Source organism: Burkholderia cepacia, assembly GCF_001718835.1.
GTDB classification, from domain to species: Bacteria; Pseudomonadota; Gammaproteobacteria; order Burkholderiales; family Burkholderiaceae; genus Burkholderia; species Burkholderia cepacia_F.
In genome coordinates this window covers 819,385-841,774 of sequence record NZ_CP013443.1, presented here as the reverse complement: position 1 = coordinate 841,774, position 22,390 = coordinate 819,385, and the positions used below count along the sequence as shown (strand labels likewise).

Genomic DNA, 22,390 nt, shown 5'->3' with positions numbered 1-22,390 from the left:
CATTACCCCTTCGCCGCCGGCAGGATCTTGCCGACGCACTCACCGAAACCGACGCGATAGCCGTCGCCCTGGCACCATCCGGCGAGCGTGAGCTCGTCGCCGTCCTCGATGAATGCGCGACTGCCGCCGCCGTTCAGCGCAACCGGCTCCTTGCCGTTCCACGTCAGTTCGAGCAGGCTGCCGAACGAGTCCTTCGTCGGCCCGCTGATCGTGCCCGAACCCATCAGGTCACCCACGCGCGTATTGCAGCCGGCCACCGTGTGATGCGCGAGCTGCTGCGCCATCGTCCAGTACATGTGCTTGAAGTTCGTACGGCAGATCGACGTCGCCTCCGCCGCCCCTTCCGCGCGCAGCGTCACTTCGAGCGCGATGTCGAACGCATGCTTGCCCGCGTGCCGCAGATACGCGAGCGGCTGCGGCGACTGCTCGGGCTGCGCGACGCGGAACGGTTCGAGCGCGTCGAGCGTGACGATCCACGGCGAGATCGTCGTCGCGAAGGTCTTCGCGTTGAACGGGCCGAGCGGCACGTATTCCCACTGCTGGATGTCGCGCGCGCTCCAGTCGTTCAGCAGCACCATCCCGAAGATGTGCGCTTCGGCGTCCTCGCACGCGATCGGCTCGCCGAGCGCGTTGCCGCGGCCGACGATGAAACCCGTCTCCAGTTCGATGTCGAGCTTGCGGCACGCACCGAACACCGGACGCTCCTGGTCGGGCAGCTTCAGTTGCCCGTTCGGACGCCGCACCGGCGTGCCGCTCACGACCACCGACGACGCGCGGCCGTTGTAGCCGATCGGCATTTCCGACCAGTTCGGCAGCAACGCGTTCTTCGGATCGCGGAACATCGAACCGACGTTGGTCGCATGCTCCTTCGACGAATAGAAATCGGTGTAGCCGGGGATGTCGACCGGCAGATGCAGCGTCGCGTCGCGCTGCGGCACCAGCGCCTGCGCGCGCAGCGCCGCGTCGTCGCGCAGCCGTGCGGCATCGCGCGCGAACAGCTCGCTCAATTGCACGCGCACGCCGCGCCATGCCTCGCGGCCGAGCGCGATGAACGCATTCAGCGTCGGCTGCGCGAACACGTCGGCGGCGCCGGCCGGCAACGTCACGAGGCCCGCACGCGCGAGCGCCGCAAGATCGACGATCTGGTCGCCGAGCGCGACGCCGGCACGACGCGCCGCCTGCTTCGCATCGCTGAAGATCCCGAACGGCAGGTTCTGGATCGGGAAGTCGCACGCGGGATCGTTCGCCGTGTCGATCCAGCTCTTGCGAGCCGGGTCGAGCGTCGCGCGCCAGTCTTGGGTATCGCTCATTTTTGCTCCGGATTGAAATGCTTCCTGATGCCTTGCCAGCATTCGAAGTAGTCGGCCTGCAGCTGCGCCGTATCGAGCGCGCAGCGCGTCGGCCGGATCAGCGTGCGGGTCTCGAACATGAACGCCATCGTCGCGTCGACCTTGTGCGGCTTGCTCGTATCGCTCGCGGACGCCTTCTCGAACGTGTCCGCGTCGGGCCCGTGGCCCGACATGCAGTTGTGCAGGCTCGCGCCGCCCGGCACGAAGCCTTCGGCCTTCGCGTCGTACGCGCCGTGCACGAGCCCCATGAACTCGCTCGCGACGTTGCGGTGGAACCAGGGCGGGCGGAACGTATCCTCGGCCGCGAGCCAGCGCGGCGGGAAGATCACGAAGTCGATCGTGTCGACGCCCGGCGTGTCGCTCTGCGACTGCAGCACCAGGAAGATCGACGGATCGGGATGGTCGAAGCTGATCGAGCCGATCGTGTTGAACAGGCGCAGGTCGTATTTGTACGGCGCGTAGTTGCCGTGCCACGCGACGACGTCGAGCGGCGAATGGCCGATGTCCGCGCGCCACAGCCGGCCGTTCAGCTTCGCGATCAGCTCGAACGCGCCTTCGCGGTCTTCGTAAGCGGCCTGCGGCGTCAGGAAGTCGCGCGGGTTCGCGAGACCGTTCGAGCCGATCGGGCCGAGGTCCGGCAAACGCAGCAGCGCGCCGAAGTTTTCGCAAATGTAGCCGCGCGCATCGCCGTCCGGCAGCGCGACGGAGAAACGCACGCCGCGCGGGATCACCGCGATCTCGAACGGCTCGACGTCGAGCCGGCCGAATTCGGTCGCGATGAACAGGCGCCCCTGCTGCGGCACGATCAGCAGTTCGCCGTCCGCGCTGTAGAAAAAGCGGTCCTGCATCGAGCGGTTCGCTGCGTACAGGTGGATCGCGCAGCCGTTCATCGCGGCGGCCGAGCCGTTGCCGGCCATCGTCACCAGCCCTTCGACGAAATCGGTCGGCTCGACCGGCATCGGCAGCGGGTCCCAGCGCAGCTGGTTCGGCGGCGTCGGCGGCACGTCGGCCGAGTCGCCGAATTCCGACACGAGCCGCTGCGGGCCCGCGTACGGCTCGAACGGCCGATGCACGGCCGCCGGGCGAATGCGGTACAGCCACGAGCGGCGGTTGTGGCCACGCGGCGCGGTAAACGCGGTGCCCGACAGTTGCTCCGCATACAGCCCGTAAGGCGCGCGCTGCGGCGAGTTGCGGCCGTGCGGCAACGCGCCGGGCAGCGCCTCGGTCGCGAATTCGTTCGCGAAACCGCTCAGGTAGCCGGCGTTCGCCGGTTTCGACAGGTCAAGCGTCATCGTTTCCTTTCTCCATCAATTCATCGCGGCGTTCGGCGCCTGCGCGCCGCCACGTCGCGTCACACCGGCCAGCCCGAGCACGAACAGCGCCGAGCACAGCACGGGCACCGCGGCCGCGTGGAACAGCGCACCGTTCGACCAGTTGAGCGCAATCAGTTGTCCGCCGACGAGCGGCCCCAGCACCGAGCCGATCCGGCCGATGCCGAGGCTCCAGCCGATGCCCGTCGAGCGCAGCGACGTCGGGTAATACTGGCCCGCGAGCGCGTTCACCGCCGGCTGCCCGCCGACCACGCAGAACCCGCCCGCGAACACGACCACCAGCAGCCACGGCAACGCATGCGCGACCGAGCCGATCAGCCCGACCGACACCGCGGCGCACGCAAAGCAGGCGAACAGCACGCGCACGAAGCCGTAGCGTTCGATGAACCAGCCGAGCGACAGCGTGCCGATCACGCCGCCCGTCTGCAGCACCGTGCCGACGATCACGGCCGTCCCCGGCGAATAACCGGCATCGCGCATCACCGTCGGCAGCCAGTTCGACAGGAAATACAGGTCGATCAGGTTCATGAAGCTGATCGCCCACAGCAGCAGCGTGACCGGCAGGCGGCCGTGGCTGAACAGCTCGGCGACCGGCGCGCCGGTCGCGGCCCGCTCGCGCACGACGATGCGCGTATCGGCGTCGATGCCGGCTTCGGGCGCGAAACCCGCGAGCCAGTCGCGCGCCTGCGCGACGCGCCCTTTCAGCACCAGGAACTGCAGCGACTCGGGCAGCCGCGCGACCATCGCGATCGTGAGCACGAGCGGCACCGCGCCGCCGACGAAGAACACCGAGCGCCAGCCGAGCGCCGGAATCAGCGCGGCGCTGATGAAGCCGCCGAGCGCTGCGCCGAGCGTGAAGCCGCACGACACGATCATCATCCGCTTCACGCGATGCGCGGCCGGGCTGAACTCGCCGACCAGCGCCATCGCGTTCGGCATGATGCAGCCGAGGCCGAGGCCCGTGACGAAGCGCAGCGCCATCAGCACCGGGATCGAACCCGCGAACGGCGTCGCGAGCATCGTCACCGCGAAGAACAGCGTCGAGCCGATCAGCACCGGGCGCCGCCCGATCCGGTCGGCCAGCACCGACAGCCCGAGCGCGCCGAGCAGCATCCCGAACAGGCTCGCGCTGAACACGGGCCCGAGCGCCTGTTTCGGCACGCCCCATTCGGCGATCACGCTCGGGGCGACGTAGCCCATCGCCTGCGCATCGAAGCCGTCGATCACGAGACACAGCCCGCACAGCACGACCAGCATCCAGTGAAAACCCGGGCGATGGGTCTCGTCGATCACGTGCTCGACTTCGAGCACGCGTGCGTCGGCCGGCGCCGCGCTCATTGCGCGACCTCGGCAGCCGAATGCACGGGCGGCGTCACGCCCTGGCGCGCGAGCGCCATCGCTTCGCGCAGCACGTCGGCGTCGCCGATCTGGTTCGCGAGCAGCAGGATCAGCTTCGCGTTGACGAGCTGGCTGTCGGCGTCGGACAGGTCGCGATGCATGTCGATCAGCGCTTCGTAGAACGCGTCCGGGTCGGCCAGGCGCGGGCGGGTGTCGAGATGGTGAGGCATGAACGGGTGTCTCCGATGTCGTGTTGGCGGTCAGGCCGCGCAGGTCGCGCGCGCCAGTGCGTCGGCAAGCGCCTGACGCTCGAGCGTGCGCATGCGGGCGCAGACATGCTGGTCGGGGCGCAGCAGGTAGAACGTGCCGGGCTTCGCGTCGTAGCGTTGCGCGGCGAAACCGTCGACGTCTTCCACGACGTCGACGCCCGACACGTCGCGCGCCTGGCCTTTCGGCACGACGAGCACGGGCCGCACCGGCAACGCGAGGCCGTCGAGCGCCTGCGCGAGCGCGCCCGCATCGCCCGGCAGCCCGAACAGCACGCCGGTGAAGCCGCTGCCCAGATGCTGCAGCAGCCACCCCGACACGCCCTGCGCACGCACCGGCGCATCGGCTGCCGCCGCGCCCGGGCGCATCGCGCCGGCGAATGCGTCGCCGCTGCGGTCCGGCGTGTTCAGCGGCGAATCGGCCAGCACCGCCGGCACCGACAGGCGGCCGCTGTTCACGAGCTTGCGCGCGAACTCGCAGTCGCGCGCGAGCTTCAGCGTCGCATCGCGGAATACGCGCGACACCGGGCTCTTCGGCGTGATGAAGTCGGTCGAGCGCGTCGAGTTGCGGATGTTCTCGTCGGCCGCGAACTCGCGCTCGCTCGCATACGTATCGAGCAAGCTGTCGGCCGAACGGCCGTCGAGCACGAGCTTCAGCTTCCAGGCGAGGTTGTCGGCGTCCTGCACGCCGCTGTTCGCGCCGCGCGCGCCGAACGGCGACACGCCGTGCGCGGAGTCGCCCGCGAACAGCACGCGGCCGTGACGGAACGACGCCATCCGCTGGCAGCGGAACGTATAGACGCTCACCCATTCGAGCTCGAACTCGACGTCCGGCCCGAGCAGCGCGCGCACGCGCGGAATCACGCGCTCCGGCTGCTTCTCGGCGACCGGATCGGCATCCCAGCCGAGCTGGAAATCGATGCGCCACACGTTGTCGGGCTGGCGGTGCAGCAGCACCGACTGATTGGGGTGGAACGGCGGATCGAACCAGAACCAGCGCTCGGTCGGAAACTCCGCCTTCATCTTCACGTCGGCGATCAGGAAACGGTCCTTGAACGTGCGGCCGTGGCTTTCGAGGCCCATCATCGTGCGCATCGGGCTGCGCGAGCCGTCGGCCGCGATCACGTACCGCGCGCGCAGCGTCGCGATGCCTTCCGGCGTCTCGATCGTCAGTTCCGCGCACGCGTCCGACTGCACGATGCCCGTCACCTTGTGCTTCCAGCGGATATCGATGTTCGGCAGCTCGAACGCGCGGTCGGCCAGATAACCTTCGACGTAGTACTGCTGCAGGTTGATGAACGCGGGGCGCGCATGCCCTTCCTCGGGCAGCAGGTCGAATGCATACAGCTGCTCGTCCTGCAGGAACACCTTGCCGACGTGCCAGCTCACGCCCTTGTCGACGAAGCGCTCGCCGCAGCCGAGCCGGTCGAAGATCTCGAGCGTGCGCTTCGCGAAGCAGATCGCGCGCGAGCCGGTGGACAGCGTGTCGTCGTCGTCGAGCAGCACGACGGGCACGCCCTGCTGCGCGAGGTCGATCGCCGCCGAGAGGCCCACCGGGCCCGCGCCGACGACGATCACCGGATGGATCGCCGCGTCGCTGTCGGCGCCGCGCTCCGCGCGCGGCCGGTACGCAAACTTCAGCGTCTGGTAATCGATGCTCATGATCGCCATCCGTGCGCTCCACCCTGTCGCTCGGCCCACATCGTGCCCGCCTGCGACGTCCATTTCGTCTCACCCGCCACGTCTCGCTCCTTGCTTCCTGTTGAATCGGGGACAGGGCATCGTCCGACGACGCCCGAATGCTGACTTTCTTGATCGGCGACAAATTCTGGATTTACGAATAGTAAAACCAATTACGAATAGTGAAATCAACGTAAACCCTAAGCATCGGCTGCCGGCGGGATAACCATATGAGTGAAACGCCGAGCCGAGCGCGGCGCGCGCTGCTACTATCGAGTGGTGAGGCGGCCCGTTCGGCCGCCGTTTTTCCTTCTTACGCCGATGATTCCGCCCACCATTCCCGAGCTGGTCGCCCGTGCCGGGCAACTGCCGTACCTGCGGGATCACCTCGCGCTCGCCGATGGCGGCACCGCAAGCGCGAACCTGCCCGAGCGCACGCTCGGCAGCGCCTACGAACCGATCTACGACGTGACGATGCCGGGCGCGCCGCAATCGACGTCGTTCGCCGATGCCATCGAGCGTTATGGCGACGAACTCGGCTTCCAGGCGGTGACGCTGGCGACGGGCACCGCGCCCGATCCGGTCGACTCGGCCGTCGACGACCAGACGCTCGTGGCGATCGACCGCCTGTCGCGCGCGCTGCACGCGATCAACTTCTTCGGCGCCCAGCGCCACGGGCTGTTGTTCCTGCGCGTGCACGAACGGCTGCTCAAGAGCGTGAAGTACGACCACGGCAAGCATTTCTCGTCGGTGCTGCAGCGCTTCGGGCTGCCGACCGAGCGGATCGTGATCGAGCTGCCGGCGGTCGCGGTCGCGCACAAGACCTTCCTCGGCTACCTGACACGCAGCTACCAGCATCACGGCTTCAAGGTGGCGGACAAGCTGCCCGACCCGGGCCGCATCCTCGCGGTCGAATCGGACATGGCGCGCCCCGACTACATCAAGATGGATGCGGGCATCGCGTTGCGCGACGGGATGGTCAAGGCGCTCGTCGCGTATGCGCAGCGCGTGCGGATTCCGCTGATCTTCGACGGCGTCGTCGACGAAACGCAGTGCGAGCTGCTGCGCCAGCACGACGTGCGGTTCATGCAGGGGCCTGTGTTCGCGAAGGTCGTGACGGCCTGAGGCGGCGGATGACGGGTTGAGGCCGCGCGGCGGCGTGCGTCAGCCCTCGCCGCCATCGTCGTACTTGGGCAGATCGTCGTCGATCTCGATGCCGGGAAACCGGTTCGCGTACCAGATGTGCCATACCGGGCGAATCCTCGACGGATCGTCGAGCGTAGCGGAATTGATCTCGACCGTTTTCGGCGCGTTGATCAGCCGGTATTCGAGCTGCGCGCCGCAACGGCCGCAAAAGCGCCGCTCGCCCCACGCGCTCGATGCATAGACGACCGGCTCGCCGCGCAGATACGCGAATGCGTCGATCGGCAGCGACGCCGATGCGAGCACCGCGGCCCCCGTCGTCTTCTGGCAGAGCCGGCAGTGGCAGAAGCCGGCATCGGTCGGGACCTGGGCGATACGGTAGCGGATCGCGCCGCACGCGCATCCGCCTTCGAGCATTTCCGTGTGCGACATGGCGAACCTCGTCGTATTCGGGTGTCAGGCACCGATGATGAGCGCCGTTCGGCGGATGCACAACCGGGAAGTGCTCAAGCAGCCTCAGACAACCTGCCCGAGCCGCTGCGCGAGCGCCTTCAGCTTCGGCCCGACTTGCGTGCGAAACACCTCCTCGTCCATCGACGATGCGGGGCCGCTGCAGCTCAGGATCAGCCAGCGCCCCTCGCGCGGCTCGCGAAACGGTACGGCCGCCGCGTTGACGTCCATGTGCCACGCCCGGAACGAATAACAGCAACCGTCCGCGGAGAACTCGGCCACCGCGTGCTGCGCGGCGGCAACGAGCGCATCGGCGTCGGCCGCACCGCCGGCCGCGCGGTGCAGCTCCGCATAGAGCGCGCGGCGCACGTCTTCCGGCTGCACGGCCAGGTACGCGCGCCCCATCGAGCTCGTCAGCATCGACAGCCGCGAGCCGGGCGCGAGCCCGAGCGTCAGCGCGGTCTCGCTGCGGATCGTCTCCAGATAGATCATGTCGAGCCCGTCGCGGCAGCCGAGCGACACGGCCGCGCCGATCTCGCGCGCGAGCGCCTGCATGTGCGGCCGCGCGAGGTCGAGCGTCCCCGAGCCGGACAGCAGCGCGTAGCCGAGCGACAGCACGCCGGCGTCGAGCGCATACTTTCCGAGCGTCTCGTCGTAGCGCAGGTAGCCGAGCACGGTCAGCGTATAGGCGAGCCGGTTCACGGTCGCCTTCGGCAGCCCGGTGCGCTCCGCGAAGTCGCGGTTGCCGAGCATCGTCTCGCCGGGCCGGAATGCGCGCAGCAGGTCGAGCCCGCGCGCGAGCGCGACGACGAACTTGCGCTCGTCGATCGTGGTTTCATCGATGGTTGAAAGTGTCATCTGGTGCTACACTGGGTTCGATTTGCAAAACATTGTTCCGCACAGCGGAACACCAGTCAAGCAAACTTTTGGCATGGGGCCCGACTGGAAGACCGGTCCAACCGCAAAGCATGGGGCCAGAGTAAGCGCTGAAGCGCCAACTCTGCCCGACAGGAGATGAGACGATGAGTGCTGCAACTTTTCATTGGGACGATCCGCTGCTGCTCGACCAGCAACTGACCGAAGAAGAGCGGATGGTGCGCGACGCGGCGCAGGCGTATGCGCAGGACAAGCTCGCCCCGCGCGTCACCGAGGCGTTCCGCCACGAGCGCACCGACGCCGAAATCTTCCGCGAGATGGGCGAGGTCGGCCTGCTCGGCCCGACGATTCCCGAGGAATACGGCGGCCCCGGCCTCAATTACGTGAGCTACGGACTGATCGCGCGCGAAGTCGAACGCGTCGATTCGGGCTACCGGTCGATGATGTCCGTCCAGTCGTCGCTCGTGATGGTGCCGATTCACGAATTCGGCTCCGACGCGCAGAAGCAGAAATACCTGCCGAAGCTCGCGACCGGTGAATGGATCGGCTGCTTCGGGCTGACCGAGCCGAACCATGGCTCCGACCCGGGCAGCATGGTCACCCGCGCGAAGAAGGTGCCCGGCGGCTACTCGCTGTCCGGCGCGAAGATGTGGATCACGAACTCGCCGATCGCCGACGTGTTCGTCGTGTGGGCGAAACTCGAGGAGAACGGCAAGGACGCGATCCGCGGCTTCATCCTCGAGAAGGGCTGGAAGGGGCTGTCGGCGCCCGCGATCCACGGCAAGGTCGGGCTGCGCGCATCGATCACCGGCGAGATCGTCCTCGACGAGGTGTTCGTGCCGGAAGAGAACCTGATGCCGAACGTGAGCGGCCTGCGCGGCCCGTTCACGTGCCTGAACTCGGCCCGCTACGGGATCGCATGGGGCGCGCTGGGCGCCGCCGAATCGTGCTGGCACACCGCGCGCCAGTACGTGCTCGACCGCCAGCAGTTCGGCCGGCCGCTCGCCGCGAACCAGCTGATCCAGAAGAAGCTCGCGGACATGCAGACCGAAATCACGCTCGGCCTGCAAGGCGTGCTGCGCCTCGGCCGGATGAAGGACGAAGGCACGGCGGCCGTCGAGATCACGTCAATCATGAAGCGCAACTCGTGCGGCAAGGCGCTCGACATCGCCCGGCTCGCGCGCGACATGCTCGGCGGCAACGGCATCTCCGACGAATTCGGCGTCGCGCGCCACCTCGTGAACCTCGAAGTGGTCAACACGTACGAAGGCACGCACGACATCCACGCGCTGATCCTCGGCCGTGCGCAGACGGGCATCCAGGCGTTCTTCTGAACGCGCCCGCCGGACGACTGACCGACGCGCGCATCACGGCGCGCCGCAAACGAAACGGCCTGCCCGGCGTCGATGCCGGGCAGGCCGTGTGTCCATGAGCGGAGCGGTTGCGTGCGCCGTGAGCCGGCGGGCGGACCGCCTGCAACCGCGAGCACGCGCCGCGCGATGCGGCGCACCGTGCTCACTTGTTCGGCTGCGGCGTGAGGCGCAGATACGGACGCACTGCGTTGAAGCCCTTCGGGAAGCGCTTCTTCAGCTCTTCCGGATCCTGCAGCGACGGCACGATCACGACGTCGTCGCCATCCTTCCAGTTGCCGGGCGTCGCGACCTTGTAGTTGTCGGTCAGTTGCAGCGAATCGATCACGCGCAGCACTTCGTCGAAGTTGCGCCCCGTGCTGGCCGGATACGTGATGATGAGCCGCACCTTCTTGTTCGGGTCGATCACGAACAGCGAGCGCACCGTCAGCGTTTCGTTCGCGTTCGGGTGGATCATGTCGTACAGCTGCGAAACCTTGCGATCCGCATCCGCGATGATCGGGAAGCCGACGACCGTCGACTGCGTTTCGTTGATGTCGTTGATCCAGCCCTTGTGCGATTCGACACCGTCGACCGACAGCGCGATCACCTTCACGTTGCGCTTCTCGAATTCGCCCTTCAGCTTCGAGGTCAGCCCGAGTTCGGTCGTGCATACCGGCGTGTAGTCGGCCGGATGGGAGAACAGGACACCCCAGCCGTCACCCAGCCACTCGTGAAACTTGATCGGGCCCAGGCTCGATTCCTGCTCGAAATCCGGTGCGATGTCGCCAAGACGCAGACTCATGATGTTCCCTCCTCGAACGATGCGTGGTGAACCCCGCGCCACTCGCGCGGGACAGTCGGGTAGCTTACGGGAAGCGGACAGCCATGCGAACGATTATTCCGTTTGATATTCATACTTTTTTGTCATTTTTGTCCGGCGCGCGCCCTTGTCGGGAAACGTTTCCGCCCGTTTTGCCGCTCCCCTTGAACATTACACATCGTTTACTATGTTGTCTTGCGCCACCGCGCCGCATCATCCCGGCTCGCCAGCAGGCAGGCGTTTCGCTACGATGTGAACCTGCAGCATGACAGCATGAAGGGAGTTGCAATGTCGGAAATCAACAAGGAGAAACTGATGTCGGATATCAAAACCGTTCTCTCGGACGCCGAAGACCTGCTCAAGCAAGCTGCGAGCAGCACGGGCGACCGTGCGGCCGAGCTGCGCGAGAAAGCCATGTCGCGCCTGAAGCAGGCCAAGGAAAAGGCAGCCGACGTCCAGGTCGTGGTGGTCGAGAAAGGCAAGAAGGCCGCACGCGCGACCGACGATTACGTGCACGAGCATCCGTGGACGTCGATCGGCGTCGCCGCCGGCGTCGGCGTGCTGATCGGCCTGCTGATCAACCGCAAGTAACGCGCGGCCAGCGCCAAACCGCCTGGCGGGCCGCCCGACGCGGCTCGCGGGCGCCAAAGCCGAGACTGGCGACATGCCGGTCGGCTTTGTCTTAGCCGCTTTCTGCACGCGCACGCACCTCACCCATGACGACAGACACCACCTCGCAGCCGTCCGGCCAAGGACCGCTGCGCCGCCTCGTCGGCTCCGCGATCGGGCTTCTGCAAACGCGCCTCGAACTGGTGGGCATCGAGCTTGCCGAGGAGAAGGAGCGCCTGATGGGCGTGCTGTTCCTCGGGCTCGCCGCGATGATGCTCGCGACGATGGCACTCATCAGCCTGACCGTACTCGTCGCGATCGCGTTCTGGGATACCTACCGCTGGCAGTCGCTCGCGGCGATCACCGCGCTGTACGCGATCGCCGGCGCCGCCTGCGCACTGAAGGTGCGTGCGAGCCTGCGCGACGCGCCGACCGTCTTCGAGGCGACGCTCGCCGAACTCGAGAAAGACCGCGAGCTGTTCCGCGGCAAGCCGTGAGCGCGCACGCGTTCGTTTCCTTCATCTACTTCGCCGACGCGCCATGAGCCATCCCGCCACAGGCAACCGATACCGCACGGCTTCGTCGCAATCGCGCTTGAATGCCGCACAGAACCGCGCGCTCCGCAAGGAACTGCTGATCCTGCGATCCGAAGTCGAGCGGCTCGAACTCGCGGAGGCCGGCACGGAAATACGGCAGGCCGTCACCCGCTTCCGCTGGCTCAAGCTGCTGGCGCCCGGGCTCATGGGCGGCTCGCTCGGGCAGTCCGCCAAGAACCTGAACGCGAGCCTCGGCCAGCTCGTCAACCAGTATCCGATGCTGAGTTCGCTCGCATCGCTCGTGCTCGCCAAACCCGTTCGCTCGCTGCTGCGCGCGAGCGCGAGCCCGGTGCTGAAGTGGGGTTCGCTCGGCTTTGCCGCGTGGGAAATCTACCGGTTCTTCCAACAATCGCGCGAAGGAAGCGACGGCGAGACGACCGGCAACGATTGACGCACGGCTCGCGGCGGCGCCAGCCGATGCCCGGCGCCGGCGCGGCGACATGCGTGTCGCGTCACGTCATCGCACGCCCCAGCACGTCGGCTCCCATTCACGCGCGCCGTCCGGCAGCACATTGCCTTTCGTTCCGTCCGAGCGCAGCGTGAAGGCCCCGCAGCGGTCATCACGCATCGGCCCGTCGTCGAGCGGACGCGCGTCGAGTTCATAGGACACGAATGCGCCGTCGTCCGGGCGCCGGATTGCCAGCCGATAGACGGCCCGCCCGTCCGGCGGCGCATGCGCGAGTGCGTCCGGCAATGTGGGTGGCGGTACGCCGTCGAGCGTCTCGAGATACTGGGCCGCCCGGTACAGCGCGGTCACGGCCGACGCGCGATGCGACTGCGCGGCCTGTTGACGGTATGACGGAACCGCCACGCCGGCCAGCACCGCGATGATCGCCAGCACGATCATCAATTCGAGCAACGTGAATCCAGCCCACCGGCGCATGCGTGCCCCCATGCTCATCGGGGCTGCGCGGCGACGCGCCGCCATCGCTGCGCGACGATCCGGCCGTCGTGCATCACGACCTGCATCTGCAGCCAGACGGCGCTCGATGCATGCGCACCGACACCGCGCGCGGTAACCAGGTACGCACGACCGGCGGCCGGCCCTGCGATGTGCCACGCCTCGATCAGGCAACGCGCCGGCTCCGCGGCCACCGGCCATGCGGCAAACGGTGTGAATGCTTCGGGCATGTCCAGCGCGGGCATTCGCCGCCAGGCGTCAGGCTCGGCATGCGACAGGCCCGCGCCCAGGTACGGCGCCGAGCCCTGACGCAAGCGCTCGACACACGCAGCAAGCGCGGCATCGGCCGCGTGAAATGCGACCAGCCGATCGGACAACGCGCGCGTGCGGCGCGATTCCGTCAGCGCAGCTTCGAACCACGTGCCCGTCAGCGCCGCAACCGCCGCGCCGACCGCGACCACGGCCGGCAGCGCCATCCCTGCGTCGCGGCAAACGCGCTTGGGCCGCGTGTGCCCCATCGCCCGTTGCTCGGCCCGGCTCAACGCGATGCTCCGGATGCGCGCCGCGTCTCGGTCTGGCGATCGTCGCGCTCGGCCGACGCATTCCTCAACGCCACGACGCGATGCAGCGTCAACCGCGCGCGGCGATCCGGCGCGACGGCGGCATGGCCGTCGCAATCGACATGACTGACGCGCTCCCGCATCGGTTCGCCACGCGCCCGCACGCAGACATGCACGGCCACGACCTCGCGCCAGTCGTCGACGCGCATGGCATCGGCATCGACGAACCGCGTCTCGCCACGTCGCAGAAAGCGCAGGCGCAGCTGGTCGATTTCCGATACGACCGGCTGCGCGGTCCCTAGGCGCCCGTTTCCTTCGCAATACAGTTCGGGCTCGCCCGTCGAAGGACTGACGTGCACGTCGAAGCGGTTCGACACGAGTGGACGGTCCGCCGGCGCACCGACGCCCTGCCCGAGGCAATCCGACACCTGGCCGTTTGCCGTCGGCCACGTCGACACGGCGTCGCCGACATACCGGATCAGCAGCGCGTCGGACGATGCAGGTGCCGGTTCGCAGCGCACTTGGGCATCTTCGCCGCGCACGCGAGCCGATGCGCACCCGAACAGCGGCGGCAGCGGCGACGTCGACAGGTCGAGCGGTTGAAAGCCCGCCATCTGGATCTGCTGCCCGATCAGCATCAGTGCGGTGCCGGCCGCATCGCGCATCCGGAACGCATCGTCGGCCCGGCGTTGCCCGACACGCTGCGCGTGATACAGCGCGCCGACTGCCGCGAGCACGAGCAGACCGACGGTCATCGCAATCAGCAATTCGAGGAGCGTATGCGCACGAGCGCGGCGATCAATATGCATTAGCCGGCACCTCGCGGAACGGGATCCGCACGCATGACGGCGAACGCGCCGATCGGCCGACCGTTTCGCATCCCGCGGCATCGCCGTCACGCCAGCCGACGGTCGCGAGCCGGGCACCACCCGGCCCGCCATCGATCGTCATCACGCCATCCGGCAACGACGCGACGGCCAGCGCCGCGAGGCCCGCATCGGCACCGGCCGCCGCGCGCACGCTTTCGATGCGCGCATCGGCCAGCCACAGCGCGCGCTCACGCCAGATCGTCGCGCGCTGCGCACGCGCCATCGCGAATTGGCCGCCGGCCACTGCGAGCATCATGACGGCGAGCAGCGCGACCGCCACCGCCGCCTCGATCAGCGACGCGCCGCGCATCGTGCGCCGCGCGCTCATCAGGCCGCCCCGCAACGACCGGCGACAACCCGCGCCCGGCCACCTGCCGCAATCCGCACGCAACGCGACGCGCGCGGCGCATCGGCCTCATGCGCGCTGCGGCGCGGGCGCAGTTCGAACCGCCGGATACCACCGATTGCCTGACCGACCGGCGGCGCAAAGGCCAGCTCGTGCGCGACGCCCTCGACGATCACGTCCGGATCGCGCGGATACCGCCGCAGTACCTGCGCCCGCTCGTCGAAATGTCCGCTCACGAGCCAGCCGCACGACCATTCGCCGTCATCGCAGCGCTGGCCGGGACGTACACAGGCGCCGTCGTTCCCGGCCCTGCACAGCGTGACGCGCACGCCGAGACGCGTCGCCTCGGTACGCGCAAACGACAGCGCGCCGAGCAACACGCGCGAGCGGGCGTCGACCCGCTCGCGCATCCGCCACTGCTCGAACGAAGGCGCCGCGTACAGGCCGAGCCCGGCCAGCACCGCGACCACGACCATCAGCTCGACGAGCGTGAATCCCCCCGCCCTCCATACTGCTCCGCTGCGCCACATCGCCATCCTCCGTCAACGTCATGCGACGACTGTAGCGGCGCGCACGCTGGCGCACCATCTGCCGAACGGCCAGCTGGCGGCGCGCAGCGATGCCCGCCACAATCGGCGCAGCGTGAACGAACCGGAGGAAATGAGATGAAACGACGCAGCGCGTCAGCGCTTACGCGGAGTCTTGGCGGGAGAGGCGCGACGGAACTCTTCGATCACGTCGGCAAATTCGGAAACGTCCTCGAACTGGCGATACACCGATGCGAAGCGGACATAAGCGATCGTATCGAGGCCGCGCAACTCGTTCATCACGAGTTCGCCGAGCTTCTCGCTACGCACTTCGCGCTCGCCTGTCGCGAGCAGTTGATACTCGATGCGGGCGACCGCCGCGTCGATCGCGTCGGCAGCAACCGGCCGCTTGCGCAGCGCGAGTTGCATGCTGGCGACGATCTTGCGACGGTCGAATTCCGTGCGGCTGCCGTCCTTCTTCACGACGAACGGCAGGGACAGCTCGACCCGCTCGTACGTCGTGAAGCGCTTGTCGCAAGCCGAGCAGCGACGGCGCCGCCGGATCGCGGCGCCATCTTCGGACACGCGCGAGTCCACGACCTGCGTGTCGTCATGCCGGCAGAACGGGCAGCGCATCGTCGATCAGCGATAGACCGGGAAACGCTTGGTCAGCTCGGCGACCTGCGCGCGCACGCGTTCGATCGTCGCTGCATCTTCCGGGTTGTCCAGCACGTCGGCGATCAGGTTGCCCACCCGTTCCGCTTCCGCCGGACCGAACCCGCGAGTCGTCATCGCCGGCGAGCCCAGGCGCACGCCGCTCGTCACGAACGGCTTTTCCGGATCGTTCGGGATCGCGTTCTTGTTCACCGTGATGTGCGCCGCGCCCAGCGCCGCTTCCGCTGCCTTGCCCGTGATGTGCTTCGCGCGCAGATCCACCAGCATCACGTGGCTTTCCGTGCGACCCGACACGATCCGCAAGCCGCGCTTGACCAGCGTTTCAGCCAGCACGCGTGCGTTCTCGACGACCTTCTGCTGATATTCCTTGAACTCCGGCGACAGTGCTTCCTTGAACGCCACCGCCTTGCCCGCGATCACGTGCATCAGCGGGCCGCCCTGGATCCCCGGGAAGATCGCCGAATTGATCGGCTTCTCGTATTCCGCCTTCATCAGGATCACGCCGCCGCGCGGGCCGCGCAGGCTCTTGTGCGTCGTCGTCGTCACGAAGTCCGCGTGCGGCACCGGGTTCGGGTACACGCCTGCCGCGATCAGGCCGGCGTAGTGCGCCATGTCGACCATCAGGTACGCACCGACCGACTTCGCGATCTTCGCCAGACGCTCGAAATCGATCTTCAGCGAGAACGCCGACGCGCCCGCGACGATCAGCTTCGGCTTGTGTTCCTGCGCCAGCTTCTCCGCTGCTTCGTAGTCGATGTCTTCGTTTTCGTTCAGGCCGTAGCTCACCACGTTGAACCACTTGCCCGACATGTTCACCGGCGAGCCGTGCGTCAGGTGGCCGCCGTGCGCGAGGCTCATGCCCATGATCGTGTCGCCCGGCTTGAGCATCGCGAAGAACACGCCCTGGTTCGCCTGCGAACCCGAGTTCGGCTGCACGTTCGCCGCTTCCGCGCCGAACAGCTGCTTCACGCGATCGATCGCCAGCTGCTCGACCACGTCCACGTATTCGCAGCCGCCGTAGTAGCGCTTGCCCGGATAACCTTCCGCGTACTTGTTCGTGAGCTGCGAGCCCTGCGCGGCCATCACCGCCGGGCTCGTGTAGTTTTCCGACGCGATCAGCTCGATGTGATCTTCCTGGCGGCGGTTTTCCTGCTCGATCGCGGCAAAGATTTCGGGATCGACGTTCGCGATGGTGCTTTGGGCTCTGTCAAACATACGGTTTCCGTTAAGTGTGTACAGGTTGACCGGAGTGGCCGAGTACGGTGCGTTGCTGGCGGGACCAGCTCGACGTGGCGGAAGAATCCGTATGACGCGAGGCAGGACAGCCACCGGCGATGCACGCGACGGCGCACAACGGCTGCCCAGGCGAACGGCAAAAACGGCGCCCCGCGCTTCACGGTGGGATGCTCCACCTTGAACCCGAAGGGTTCTATCGCCAGTCACGCAGGGGTGATGAGCGCATTAGTGTATTGGATGCGTCATGAATAGGCAACCGCACGGCGGTGCGCCGGAAGCAATTGGGGCCAGACTCTACGCGCCCGTGCTGGAACGCTTTGCCGCCTTGCCGCGGTGCGGCAATCTCAGTAGGCTTGCGGGATATCACCCGCTATTTTGTCTTCGACCAGGAGCAGCAATGATCGTGTTCGTCACAGGCGCATCCGCCGGCTTCGGCGCCGCCATCGCCCGTGCCTTCGTCAACGGAGGCCACCGCGTCGTCGCGACCGCGCGTCGCAAGGATCGTCTCGATGCGCTCGCCGCCGAACTCGGCGAGTCCCTTCTGCCGCTCGAGCTCGACGTACGCGATCGCGCGGCCGTCGAGGCCGTGCCGGCCGCCCTTCCCGCCGAATTCGCGGCACTCGACGTGCTCGTCAACAATGCCGGCCTCGCGCTCGGCGTCGAGCCGGCCCAAAAAGCCAGCCTCGACGAATGGCACACGATGATCGACACGAACTGCACGGGCCTCGTCACGGTCACGCACGCGCTCCTGCCCGGCATGATCGAGCGCGGCCGCGGGCATATCTTCAATCTGGGTTCGGTCGCGGGTTCGTACCCTTATGCGGGCGGGAACGTGTACGGCGCGACCAAGGCTTTCGTCAGACAATTCAGCCTGAACCTGCGCGCCGACCTGCTCGGGACGCCGCTGCGCGTCACCGACATCGAGCCAGGCCTGTGCGGCGGCACCGAATTCTCGAACGTTCGCTATCGCGGCGACGACGCGAAGGCGGCCGGCGTGTACGCGAACGTCCAGCCGCTCATGCCCGAGGACATCGCCGACACGATCTACTGGATCGCGACGCGCCCGGCGCACGTCAACGTCAACACGATCGAGCTGATGCCGGTCGCCCAGGCGCCGGCCGGCCTCACCGTCCATCGCGGCTGACGGTCCGTCGCGAGCCGCCCCGGCGGCCGGCTCGCGGCCCGGAACATTCCGTTACGAATCGGTTGCGAAGCGGCCTTCCCGCTTCCGGTAGAATGCGCGCCATGACCCAGCCTACCCGCTCCCCGGAAGCGCCCTCCGGCTTCATCTGGCCGGTGCGCGTGTACTACGAGGATACCGACGCAGGCGGCATCGTCTTCTATGCCAACTACCTGAAGTTCTTCGAACGCGCCCGTACCGAGTGGCTGCGCGCATGCGGCATCGACCAGCGCCGGCTCGCCGACGATACCGATGCGATCTTCGTCGTCCGCAGCACGTCGCTCGACTACCGCGCACCGGCGCGACTCGACGACACACTGGCGATCACGAGCCGGCCCGGACGCATCGGCCGCGCATCGGTGGAATTCACGCAGGAAGCCTGGTGTGGGGACACGCTGCTCGTGGCCGGGCACATCCGCCTCGGTTGCGTCGACCGTACCGGCATTCGGCCCGCGGCGATCCCGCCGGCCGTGCTCGACGCGCTGCAGCGCGGGCCCGCCATCCACGACGGGCAGACTGCACTGTCAACGAAGCTCGCATGAGCGCCGTTTAGACACAGCCTATGAACTTGCGTTTCTGATTCGATACTAAGCAAGGTTCGGCGCCCGGCATGGCCGGCGCGCCGCGCCGCACGCATACCGCGCGCCCCGAAGGGACGTTACTCAAACCTCTATGAACACTTCTCAAGACCTGTCGATCATTTCCCTCGTCCTCAACGCGAGCGTGCTGGCCCAGGCCGTGATGGGGCTGCTGCTGCTGCTGTCGCTGATGTCGTGGACCTTCATCTTCCGCAAGTGGTTCGCGATCCGCCGCGCACGCGCGCAGACCGAACGCTTCGAGAAGGATTTCTGGTCGGGCGGCGACCTGCAGGCGCTGTACCAGAGCGCAGCCAACAACCGCCACACGATCGGCGCGCTCGAGCGGATCTTCGAATCGGGCATGCGCGAGTTCCTGAAGGCGAAGGAAAAGCGCATCAGCGATCCGGGCCTCGTGCTCGACGGTGCACGGCGCGCGATGCGCGCGTCGTTCCAGCGTGAAATGGACGTGCTCGAAGCGAACCTCGCGTTCCTCGCGTCGGTCGGCTCGGTCAGCCCGTACATCGGCCTGTTCGGCACGGTCTGGGGGATCATGAACTCGTTCCGCGGCCTCGCGAACGTGCAGCAGGCCACGCTCGCGAACGTCGCGCCGGGCATCGCCGAGGCGCTCGTCGCCACCGCGATCGGCCTGTTCGCCGCGATTCCGGCGGTGGTCGCGTACAACCGCTACGCGCACGACATCGACCGCCTCGCGATCCGCTTCGAGACCTTCATCGAAGAGTTCTCGAACATCCTGCAGCGTCAGGCCCAGTAAGGAGCGCGCCATGGCAGGAAGCCCCATCCGATCCAGCATGCGCGGCGGCCGCTCGCGCCGCGCAATGGCCGACATCAACGTCGTGCCGTACATCGACGTGATGCTGGTGCTGCTCGTGATCTTCATGGTCACCGCGCCGCTCGTCGCCCCGTCGATCATCAACCTGCCGACCGTCGGCAACGCCGCGCCGCAGGAGCAGACGCCGCCCGTCGTCGTCAACATCAAGGCCGATCGCACGATGAGCGTCAAGTACAAGGGCGACTCGGGCGCGACCCAGGAAGACACGATGACGAAGGCCGAGCTCGACAGCTTCATTACGGCCCGGCAGGCCGATCATCCCGACCAGCCGGTCGTGATCGCGGCCGACAAGACCGTGCAGTACGATGCAGTCATGACCGTGATGTCCGATCTGAAGGCGCGCGGCGTCAAGCGCGTCGGCCTCCTCGTCAAATCGCAATGAACCGGCAGCAATAATCCACGCGCAGCTCCGCCTACCCGCCTCAGCCTCCCCGCGAGCGCGGTACCTGGCGCGCATTCGCGCTCGCCGCGCTGATGCACGTGCTGCTCGCGCTGTTCCTCTATCACGGCGTGCAGTGGCAGAACAGCACGCCCGCCGGCGCCGAAGCCGAGCTGTGGACCGAAGTGCCCGACGTGCCCGCGCCGCGGCCCGTCGTCACGCCCGCGCCGCCCGCGAAGGTCGCGCCGCCCGCCCCGCCCGTGCGCGACGAGCAGGCCGACATCGCGCTGCAGCAGAAGAAGCGACAGCAGGAAGCGGCCGCGCGTGAAGCGCTGCTCGAGCAGCAGCGCCGCGCGCAGCAGTTGAAGGCGCAACAGGAAGAGGAAGCCCGGCGCGCGCAGCTTGCCGCGCAGCAGGCGGCCGCACTCGCCGCGCAGAAGGCCGCCGAACGCGACCGGCAGAAACAGGCCGACAGGCTCAAGCAACAGCAGCTCGCCGAGCAGCAGAAGCTCGAACAGCAGAAACTCCAGCAGCAGAAGCAGGCGCAGCTCGAAGCGCAGCAGGCGGCGAAGGCGAAAGCCGACGCGGCCGCGAAGGCAAAGGCGGAAGCCCAGGCCAAGGCGAAGGCCGAGGCCACGGCGCGCGCGAAGGCCAACGCGGCGGCGAACGCGAAGCTCGACCGCGAGCGCAGCGCGCGCCTCGCGCAGATGCAGGGCCTGTCCGGCGCCGGTGAAGGCGGCGGCGAAGGCCTCGCGAAAAGCGGCACGGGCACGGGCTCCGGCGGCAATGCCGCGACGCCCGGCTATGCCGACAAGGTGCGCCGCCGCGTCAAGCCGAACATCGTTTGGGGCGGCGAGCGGGCAGGCCTGACCACCGTCGTCAAGATTCGGTGCACGCCGTCCGGTGACGTATTGAGCGCATCGGTCTCCCGCTCCAGCGGGAATTCGGGGTGGGATCAAGCCGTGGTCAATGCGATCCACGCATCGGTCCCGTTGCCGCCCGATTCTAACGGTCGTACCCCGTCGGACATTACGATTACCTTCAGGGCAGCGGAGTGAAACGAAATGCGCTTACACTCCGGGCGTCGCTGTCGGACGGGAACGAATCGGGTATTTTTACTGTCTCTGCCGTTGCGCAGCGATCCAAGCCATACGGGAAGCAAGAAGCATGAGTTTGATGACAAAGCTAGGTTTCAGGGCACTCGTGGCCTCGTGTCTGATTACGGCGGGCAGCGCCGCTAACGCCCAGGTCAACGTGCTGATCACCGGTGTCGGGTCGACCCAGTTCCCCATCGCCACCGCGAATTTCGCGAACGAGGCGAACCTGCCGCAGCAGGTCACGTCGATCGTCCGAGCCGACCTCGCCCGCAGCGGCAAATTCACCAACATCGACGCAGGCAGCACGCCCGTGCCGGAGACGGCATCGGTCGATCTCGGCGCATGGAAGGCCAAGGGCGCCAATGCGTTCGTCGCCGGCAGCGTGAACCGCGAGGCGAACGGCCAGTACAAGGTCAACTTCATCCTGTACGACACCGTGAAGCAGCAAAGCCTCGGCGGCCTGTCGCTGACGGCCACCGACACCACGCTGCGCACGGCCGGCCACAAGATCGCCGACTACATCTACCAGAAGCTGCTCGGCGTGCGCGGCGTGTTCGCCACGCGCCTGTCGTACGTGATCAAGACCGGTAATCGCTACCAGTTGCAGATCTCGGATTCGGACGGCCAGAACGCGCGCATCGCGCTGTCGAGCACCGAGCCGATCATCTCGCCGTCGTGGTCGCCGAGCGGCACGAAGGTCGCGTACGTGTCGTTCGAGCGCAAGAAGCCGATCGTCTACATCCACGACCTGCCGACCGGCCGCCGCTACATCGTCTCCGACCAGAAGGGCAACAACAGCGCACCGGCGTGGTCGCCGGACAGCAACACGCTGGCCGTCGCGCTGTCGCTGACGGGCAATACGCAAATCTATTCGGTCAATTCGACGGGCGGCGGCCTGCGCCGCCTCACGCAGAGCAGCTCGATCGACACCGAGCCGTTCTACTCGCCGGACGGCCGCTGGATCTACTTCACGAGCGATCGCGGCGGTGCGCCGCAGATCTACCGGATGCCCGCCCAGGGCGAAAGCGCCGGTGCCGCACAGCGCGTGACCTTCACCGGCAGCTACAACACGAGCCCGCGTATCAGCCCGGACGGCAAGCTGCTCGCTTACATCTCCCGCACGGGCGGGGGCTTCAAGCTGTACGTTCAGGATCTGCAATCGGGCGCGGCGAACGCCATCACGAATACGAATCGCGACGAATCGCCGAGCTTCGCGGCAAACGGCCAGTACCTTCTGTACGCTACCCAGTCGGGTGGTCGCAATGTTCTGGCAGCAGTGCCCTCCGACGGCAGCGCGCCGCCGCAAATCCTGTCCGTCCAGGGCGGCTCCGTACGTGAGCCGTCGTGGGGGCCCTTCATGCAATGACCACAAGGAGAGTAAC

Annotated in this window: 26 protein-coding genes and 1 riboswitch; of the genes, 11 read left to right on the top strand and 15 right to left on the bottom strand. The window is 67.4% G+C overall.

Features of this window, described 5'->3' with window-relative positions:
• Positions 1–2 precede the first annotated feature (2 nt).
• From fahA to WT26_RS07260, 5 genes are read right to left on the bottom strand one after another with little or no spacing between them, the layout of a single operon-like run.
• On the bottom strand, positions 3–1,310 hold the full coding sequence (gene fahA / locus WT26_RS07280; protein WP_069272477.1) for a fumarylacetoacetase: 1,308 nt from the start codon (positions 1,308–1,310) through the stop codon (positions 3–5).
• Complete coding sequence (gene hmgA / locus WT26_RS07275) at positions 1,307–2,641, bottom strand: homogentisate 1,2-dioxygenase (protein WP_069272476.1); 1,335 nt, start codon at positions 2,639–2,641, stop codon at positions 1,307–1,309. The genes fahA and hmgA overlap by 4 nt, the downstream gene beginning before the upstream one ends.
• A 15-nt stretch (positions 2,642–2,656) precedes the next feature.
• A complete protein-coding gene (locus WT26_RS07270; RefSeq protein ID WP_069272475.1) occupies positions 2,657–4,018 on the bottom strand; it encodes an MFS transporter in 1,362 nt (453 codons plus the stop codon).
• Entirely contained in the window at positions 4,015–4,248 is a 234-nt protein-coding gene (locus tag WT26_RS07265) for a DUF2783 domain-containing protein (protein ID WP_069272474.1), read from the bottom strand. The genes WT26_RS07270 and WT26_RS07265 overlap by 4 nt, the downstream gene beginning before the upstream one ends.
• Before the next feature lie 30 nt (positions 4,249–4,278).
• A complete protein-coding gene (locus tag WT26_RS07260; RefSeq protein WP_069272473.1) occupies positions 4,279–5,955 on the bottom strand; it encodes an FAD-dependent oxidoreductase in 1,677 nt (558 codons plus the stop codon).
• Between the two features lie 330 nt (positions 5,956–6,285).
• On the opposite strand from WT26_RS07260, the gene WT26_RS07255 reads away from it, so the two are divergent.
• A complete protein-coding gene (locus WT26_RS07255) occupies positions 6,286–7,089 on the top strand; it encodes an EAL domain-containing protein (protein WP_069272472.1) in 804 nt (267 codons plus the stop codon).
• Between the two features lie 39 nt (positions 7,090–7,128).
• Here the strand turns inward: WT26_RS07255 and WT26_RS07250 are convergent, their stop codons facing one another.
• Both WT26_RS07250 and WT26_RS07245 read right to left on the bottom strand, forming a co-directional pair.
• Positions 7,129–7,539 (bottom strand): GFA family protein, encoded by a 411-nt coding sequence (locus WT26_RS07250; protein WP_069272471.1) that lies wholly within the window; start codon positions 7,537–7,539, stop codon positions 7,129–7,131.
• 84 nt (positions 7,540–7,623) lie between these two features.
• Positions 7,624–8,415, bottom strand: coding sequence for an IclR family transcriptional regulator (locus WT26_RS07245; protein ID WP_069272470.1), 792 nt, complete (start codon positions 8,413–8,415; stop codon positions 7,624–7,626).
• 164 nt (positions 8,416–8,579) lie between these two features.
• Here WT26_RS07245 and WT26_RS07240 point away from each other — a divergent pair, with 164 nt between their 5' ends.
• Positions 8,580–9,767, top strand: coding sequence for an acyl-CoA dehydrogenase (locus WT26_RS07240; RefSeq protein ID WP_046545018.1), 1,188 nt, complete (start codon positions 8,580–8,582; stop codon positions 9,765–9,767).
• Positions 9,768–9,948: 181 nt separating this feature from the next.
• On the opposite strand, the gene WT26_RS07235 is transcribed toward WT26_RS07240, so the two are convergent.
• Positions 9,949–10,587 carry a peroxiredoxin gene (locus WT26_RS07235; protein WP_059497291.1) on the bottom strand — a complete coding sequence of 213 codons (639 nt, stop codon included), beginning with the start codon at positions 10,585–10,587 and terminating at the stop codon, positions 9,949–9,951.
• A gap of 306 nt (positions 10,588–10,893) precedes the next feature.
• On the opposite strand from WT26_RS07235, the gene WT26_RS07230 reads away from it, so the two are divergent.
• The 3 genes from WT26_RS07230 to WT26_RS07220 all read left to right on the top strand — a co-directional run bounded on the left by WT26_RS07230 (position 10,894) and on the right by WT26_RS07220 (position 12,201).
• Complete coding sequence (locus WT26_RS07230; RefSeq protein ID WP_006494044.1) at positions 10,894–11,196, top strand: DUF883 family protein; 303 nt, start codon at positions 10,894–10,896, stop codon at positions 11,194–11,196.
• Between the two features lie 125 nt (positions 11,197–11,321).
• The gene (locus WT26_RS07225) at positions 11,322–11,711 is read left to right on the top strand and encodes a phage holin family protein (protein ID WP_069272469.1); all 390 of its coding nucleotides are present in this window, start codon (positions 11,322–11,324) and stop codon (positions 11,709–11,711) included.
• A 43-nt stretch (positions 11,712–11,754) separates the two neighbouring features.
• Positions 11,755–12,201, top strand: coding sequence for a DUF3318 domain-containing protein (locus WT26_RS07220; protein ID WP_069272468.1), 447 nt, complete (start codon positions 11,755–11,757; stop codon positions 12,199–12,201).
• A gap of 66 nt (positions 12,202–12,267) precedes the next feature.
• Here WT26_RS07220 and WT26_RS07215 read toward each other — a convergent pair whose 3' ends face one another.
• The 7 genes from WT26_RS07215 to glyA form a co-directional block, all read right to left on the bottom strand.
• Positions 12,268–12,693: a type IV pilin protein gene (locus WT26_RS07215; protein ID WP_059887583.1), complete on the bottom strand. Its 426-nt coding sequence runs from the start codon at positions 12,691–12,693 to the stop codon at positions 12,268–12,270.
• A gap of 14 nt (positions 12,694–12,707) precedes the next feature.
• A complete protein-coding gene (locus WT26_RS07210) occupies positions 12,708–13,187 on the bottom strand; it encodes a hypothetical protein (RefSeq protein WP_231130462.1) in 480 nt (159 codons plus the stop codon).
• A gap of 62 nt (positions 13,188–13,249) precedes the next feature.
• A complete protein-coding gene (locus WT26_RS07205) occupies positions 13,250–14,080 on the bottom strand; it encodes a type IV pilus assembly protein (protein WP_069272466.1) in 831 nt (276 codons plus the stop codon).
• Complete coding sequence (locus WT26_RS07200; RefSeq protein ID WP_081333744.1) at positions 14,070–14,468, bottom strand: hypothetical protein; 399 nt, start codon at positions 14,466–14,468, stop codon at positions 14,070–14,072. The genes WT26_RS07205 and WT26_RS07200 overlap by 11 nt, the downstream gene beginning before the upstream one ends.
• Positions 14,468–15,022: a GspH/FimT family pseudopilin gene (locus tag WT26_RS07195; RefSeq protein WP_069272465.1), complete on the bottom strand. Its 555-nt coding sequence runs from the start codon at positions 15,020–15,022 to the stop codon at positions 14,468–14,470. Before WT26_RS07195 ends, WT26_RS07200 begins: the two co-directional genes overlap by 1 nt.
• 147 nt (positions 15,023–15,169) lie before the next feature.
• Entirely contained in the window at positions 15,170–15,649 is a 480-nt protein-coding gene (gene nrdR, locus WT26_RS07190) for a transcriptional regulator NrdR (protein WP_050011738.1), read from the bottom strand.
• Between the two features lie 6 nt (positions 15,650–15,655).
• Positions 15,656–16,903 (bottom strand): serine hydroxymethyltransferase, encoded by a 1,248-nt coding sequence (glyA, locus tag WT26_RS07185; protein ID WP_059529091.1) that lies wholly within the window; start codon positions 16,901–16,903, stop codon positions 15,656–15,658.
• A gap of 137 nt (positions 16,904–17,040) precedes the next feature.
• A riboswitch (ZMP/ZTP riboswitch) is annotated at positions 17,041–17,141 on the bottom strand.
• Between the two features lie 180 nt (positions 17,142–17,321).
• On the opposite strand from glyA, the gene WT26_RS07180 reads away from it, so the two are divergent.
• The 6 genes from WT26_RS07180 (at position 17,322) to tolB (ending at position 22,374) form a co-directional block, all read left to right on the top strand.
• Positions 17,322–18,068: an SDR family NAD(P)-dependent oxidoreductase gene (locus WT26_RS07180; protein WP_069272464.1), complete on the top strand. Its 747-nt coding sequence runs from the start codon at positions 17,322–17,324 to the stop codon at positions 18,066–18,068.
• A 92-nt stretch (positions 18,069–18,160) separates the two neighbouring features.
• On the top strand, positions 18,161–18,646 hold the full coding sequence (gene ybgC / locus WT26_RS07175) for a tol-pal system-associated acyl-CoA thioesterase (RefSeq protein WP_059664431.1): 486 nt from the start codon (positions 18,161–18,163) through the stop codon (positions 18,644–18,646).
• 130 nt (positions 18,647–18,776) lie between these two features.
• Positions 18,777–19,454, top strand: coding sequence for a protein TolQ (tolQ, locus tag WT26_RS07170; RefSeq protein ID WP_021157170.1), 678 nt, complete (start codon positions 18,777–18,779; stop codon positions 19,452–19,454).
• Between the two features lie 10 nt (positions 19,455–19,464).
• A complete protein-coding gene (gene tolR, locus WT26_RS07165; protein ID WP_050011742.1) occupies positions 19,465–19,914 on the top strand; it encodes a protein TolR in 450 nt (149 codons plus the stop codon).
• Between the two features lie 92 nt (positions 19,915–20,006).
• Positions 20,007–20,969 (top strand): cell envelope integrity protein TolA, encoded by a 963-nt coding sequence (gene tolA, locus WT26_RS07160; protein WP_069272463.1) that lies wholly within the window; start codon positions 20,007–20,009, stop codon positions 20,967–20,969.
• A gap of 109 nt (positions 20,970–21,078) precedes the next feature.
• A complete protein-coding gene (gene tolB / locus WT26_RS07155) occupies positions 21,079–22,374 on the top strand; it encodes a Tol-Pal system beta propeller repeat protein TolB (RefSeq protein WP_027788267.1) in 1,296 nt (431 codons plus the stop codon).
• The last annotated feature ends 16 nt before the right edge of the window (positions 22,375–22,390 follow it).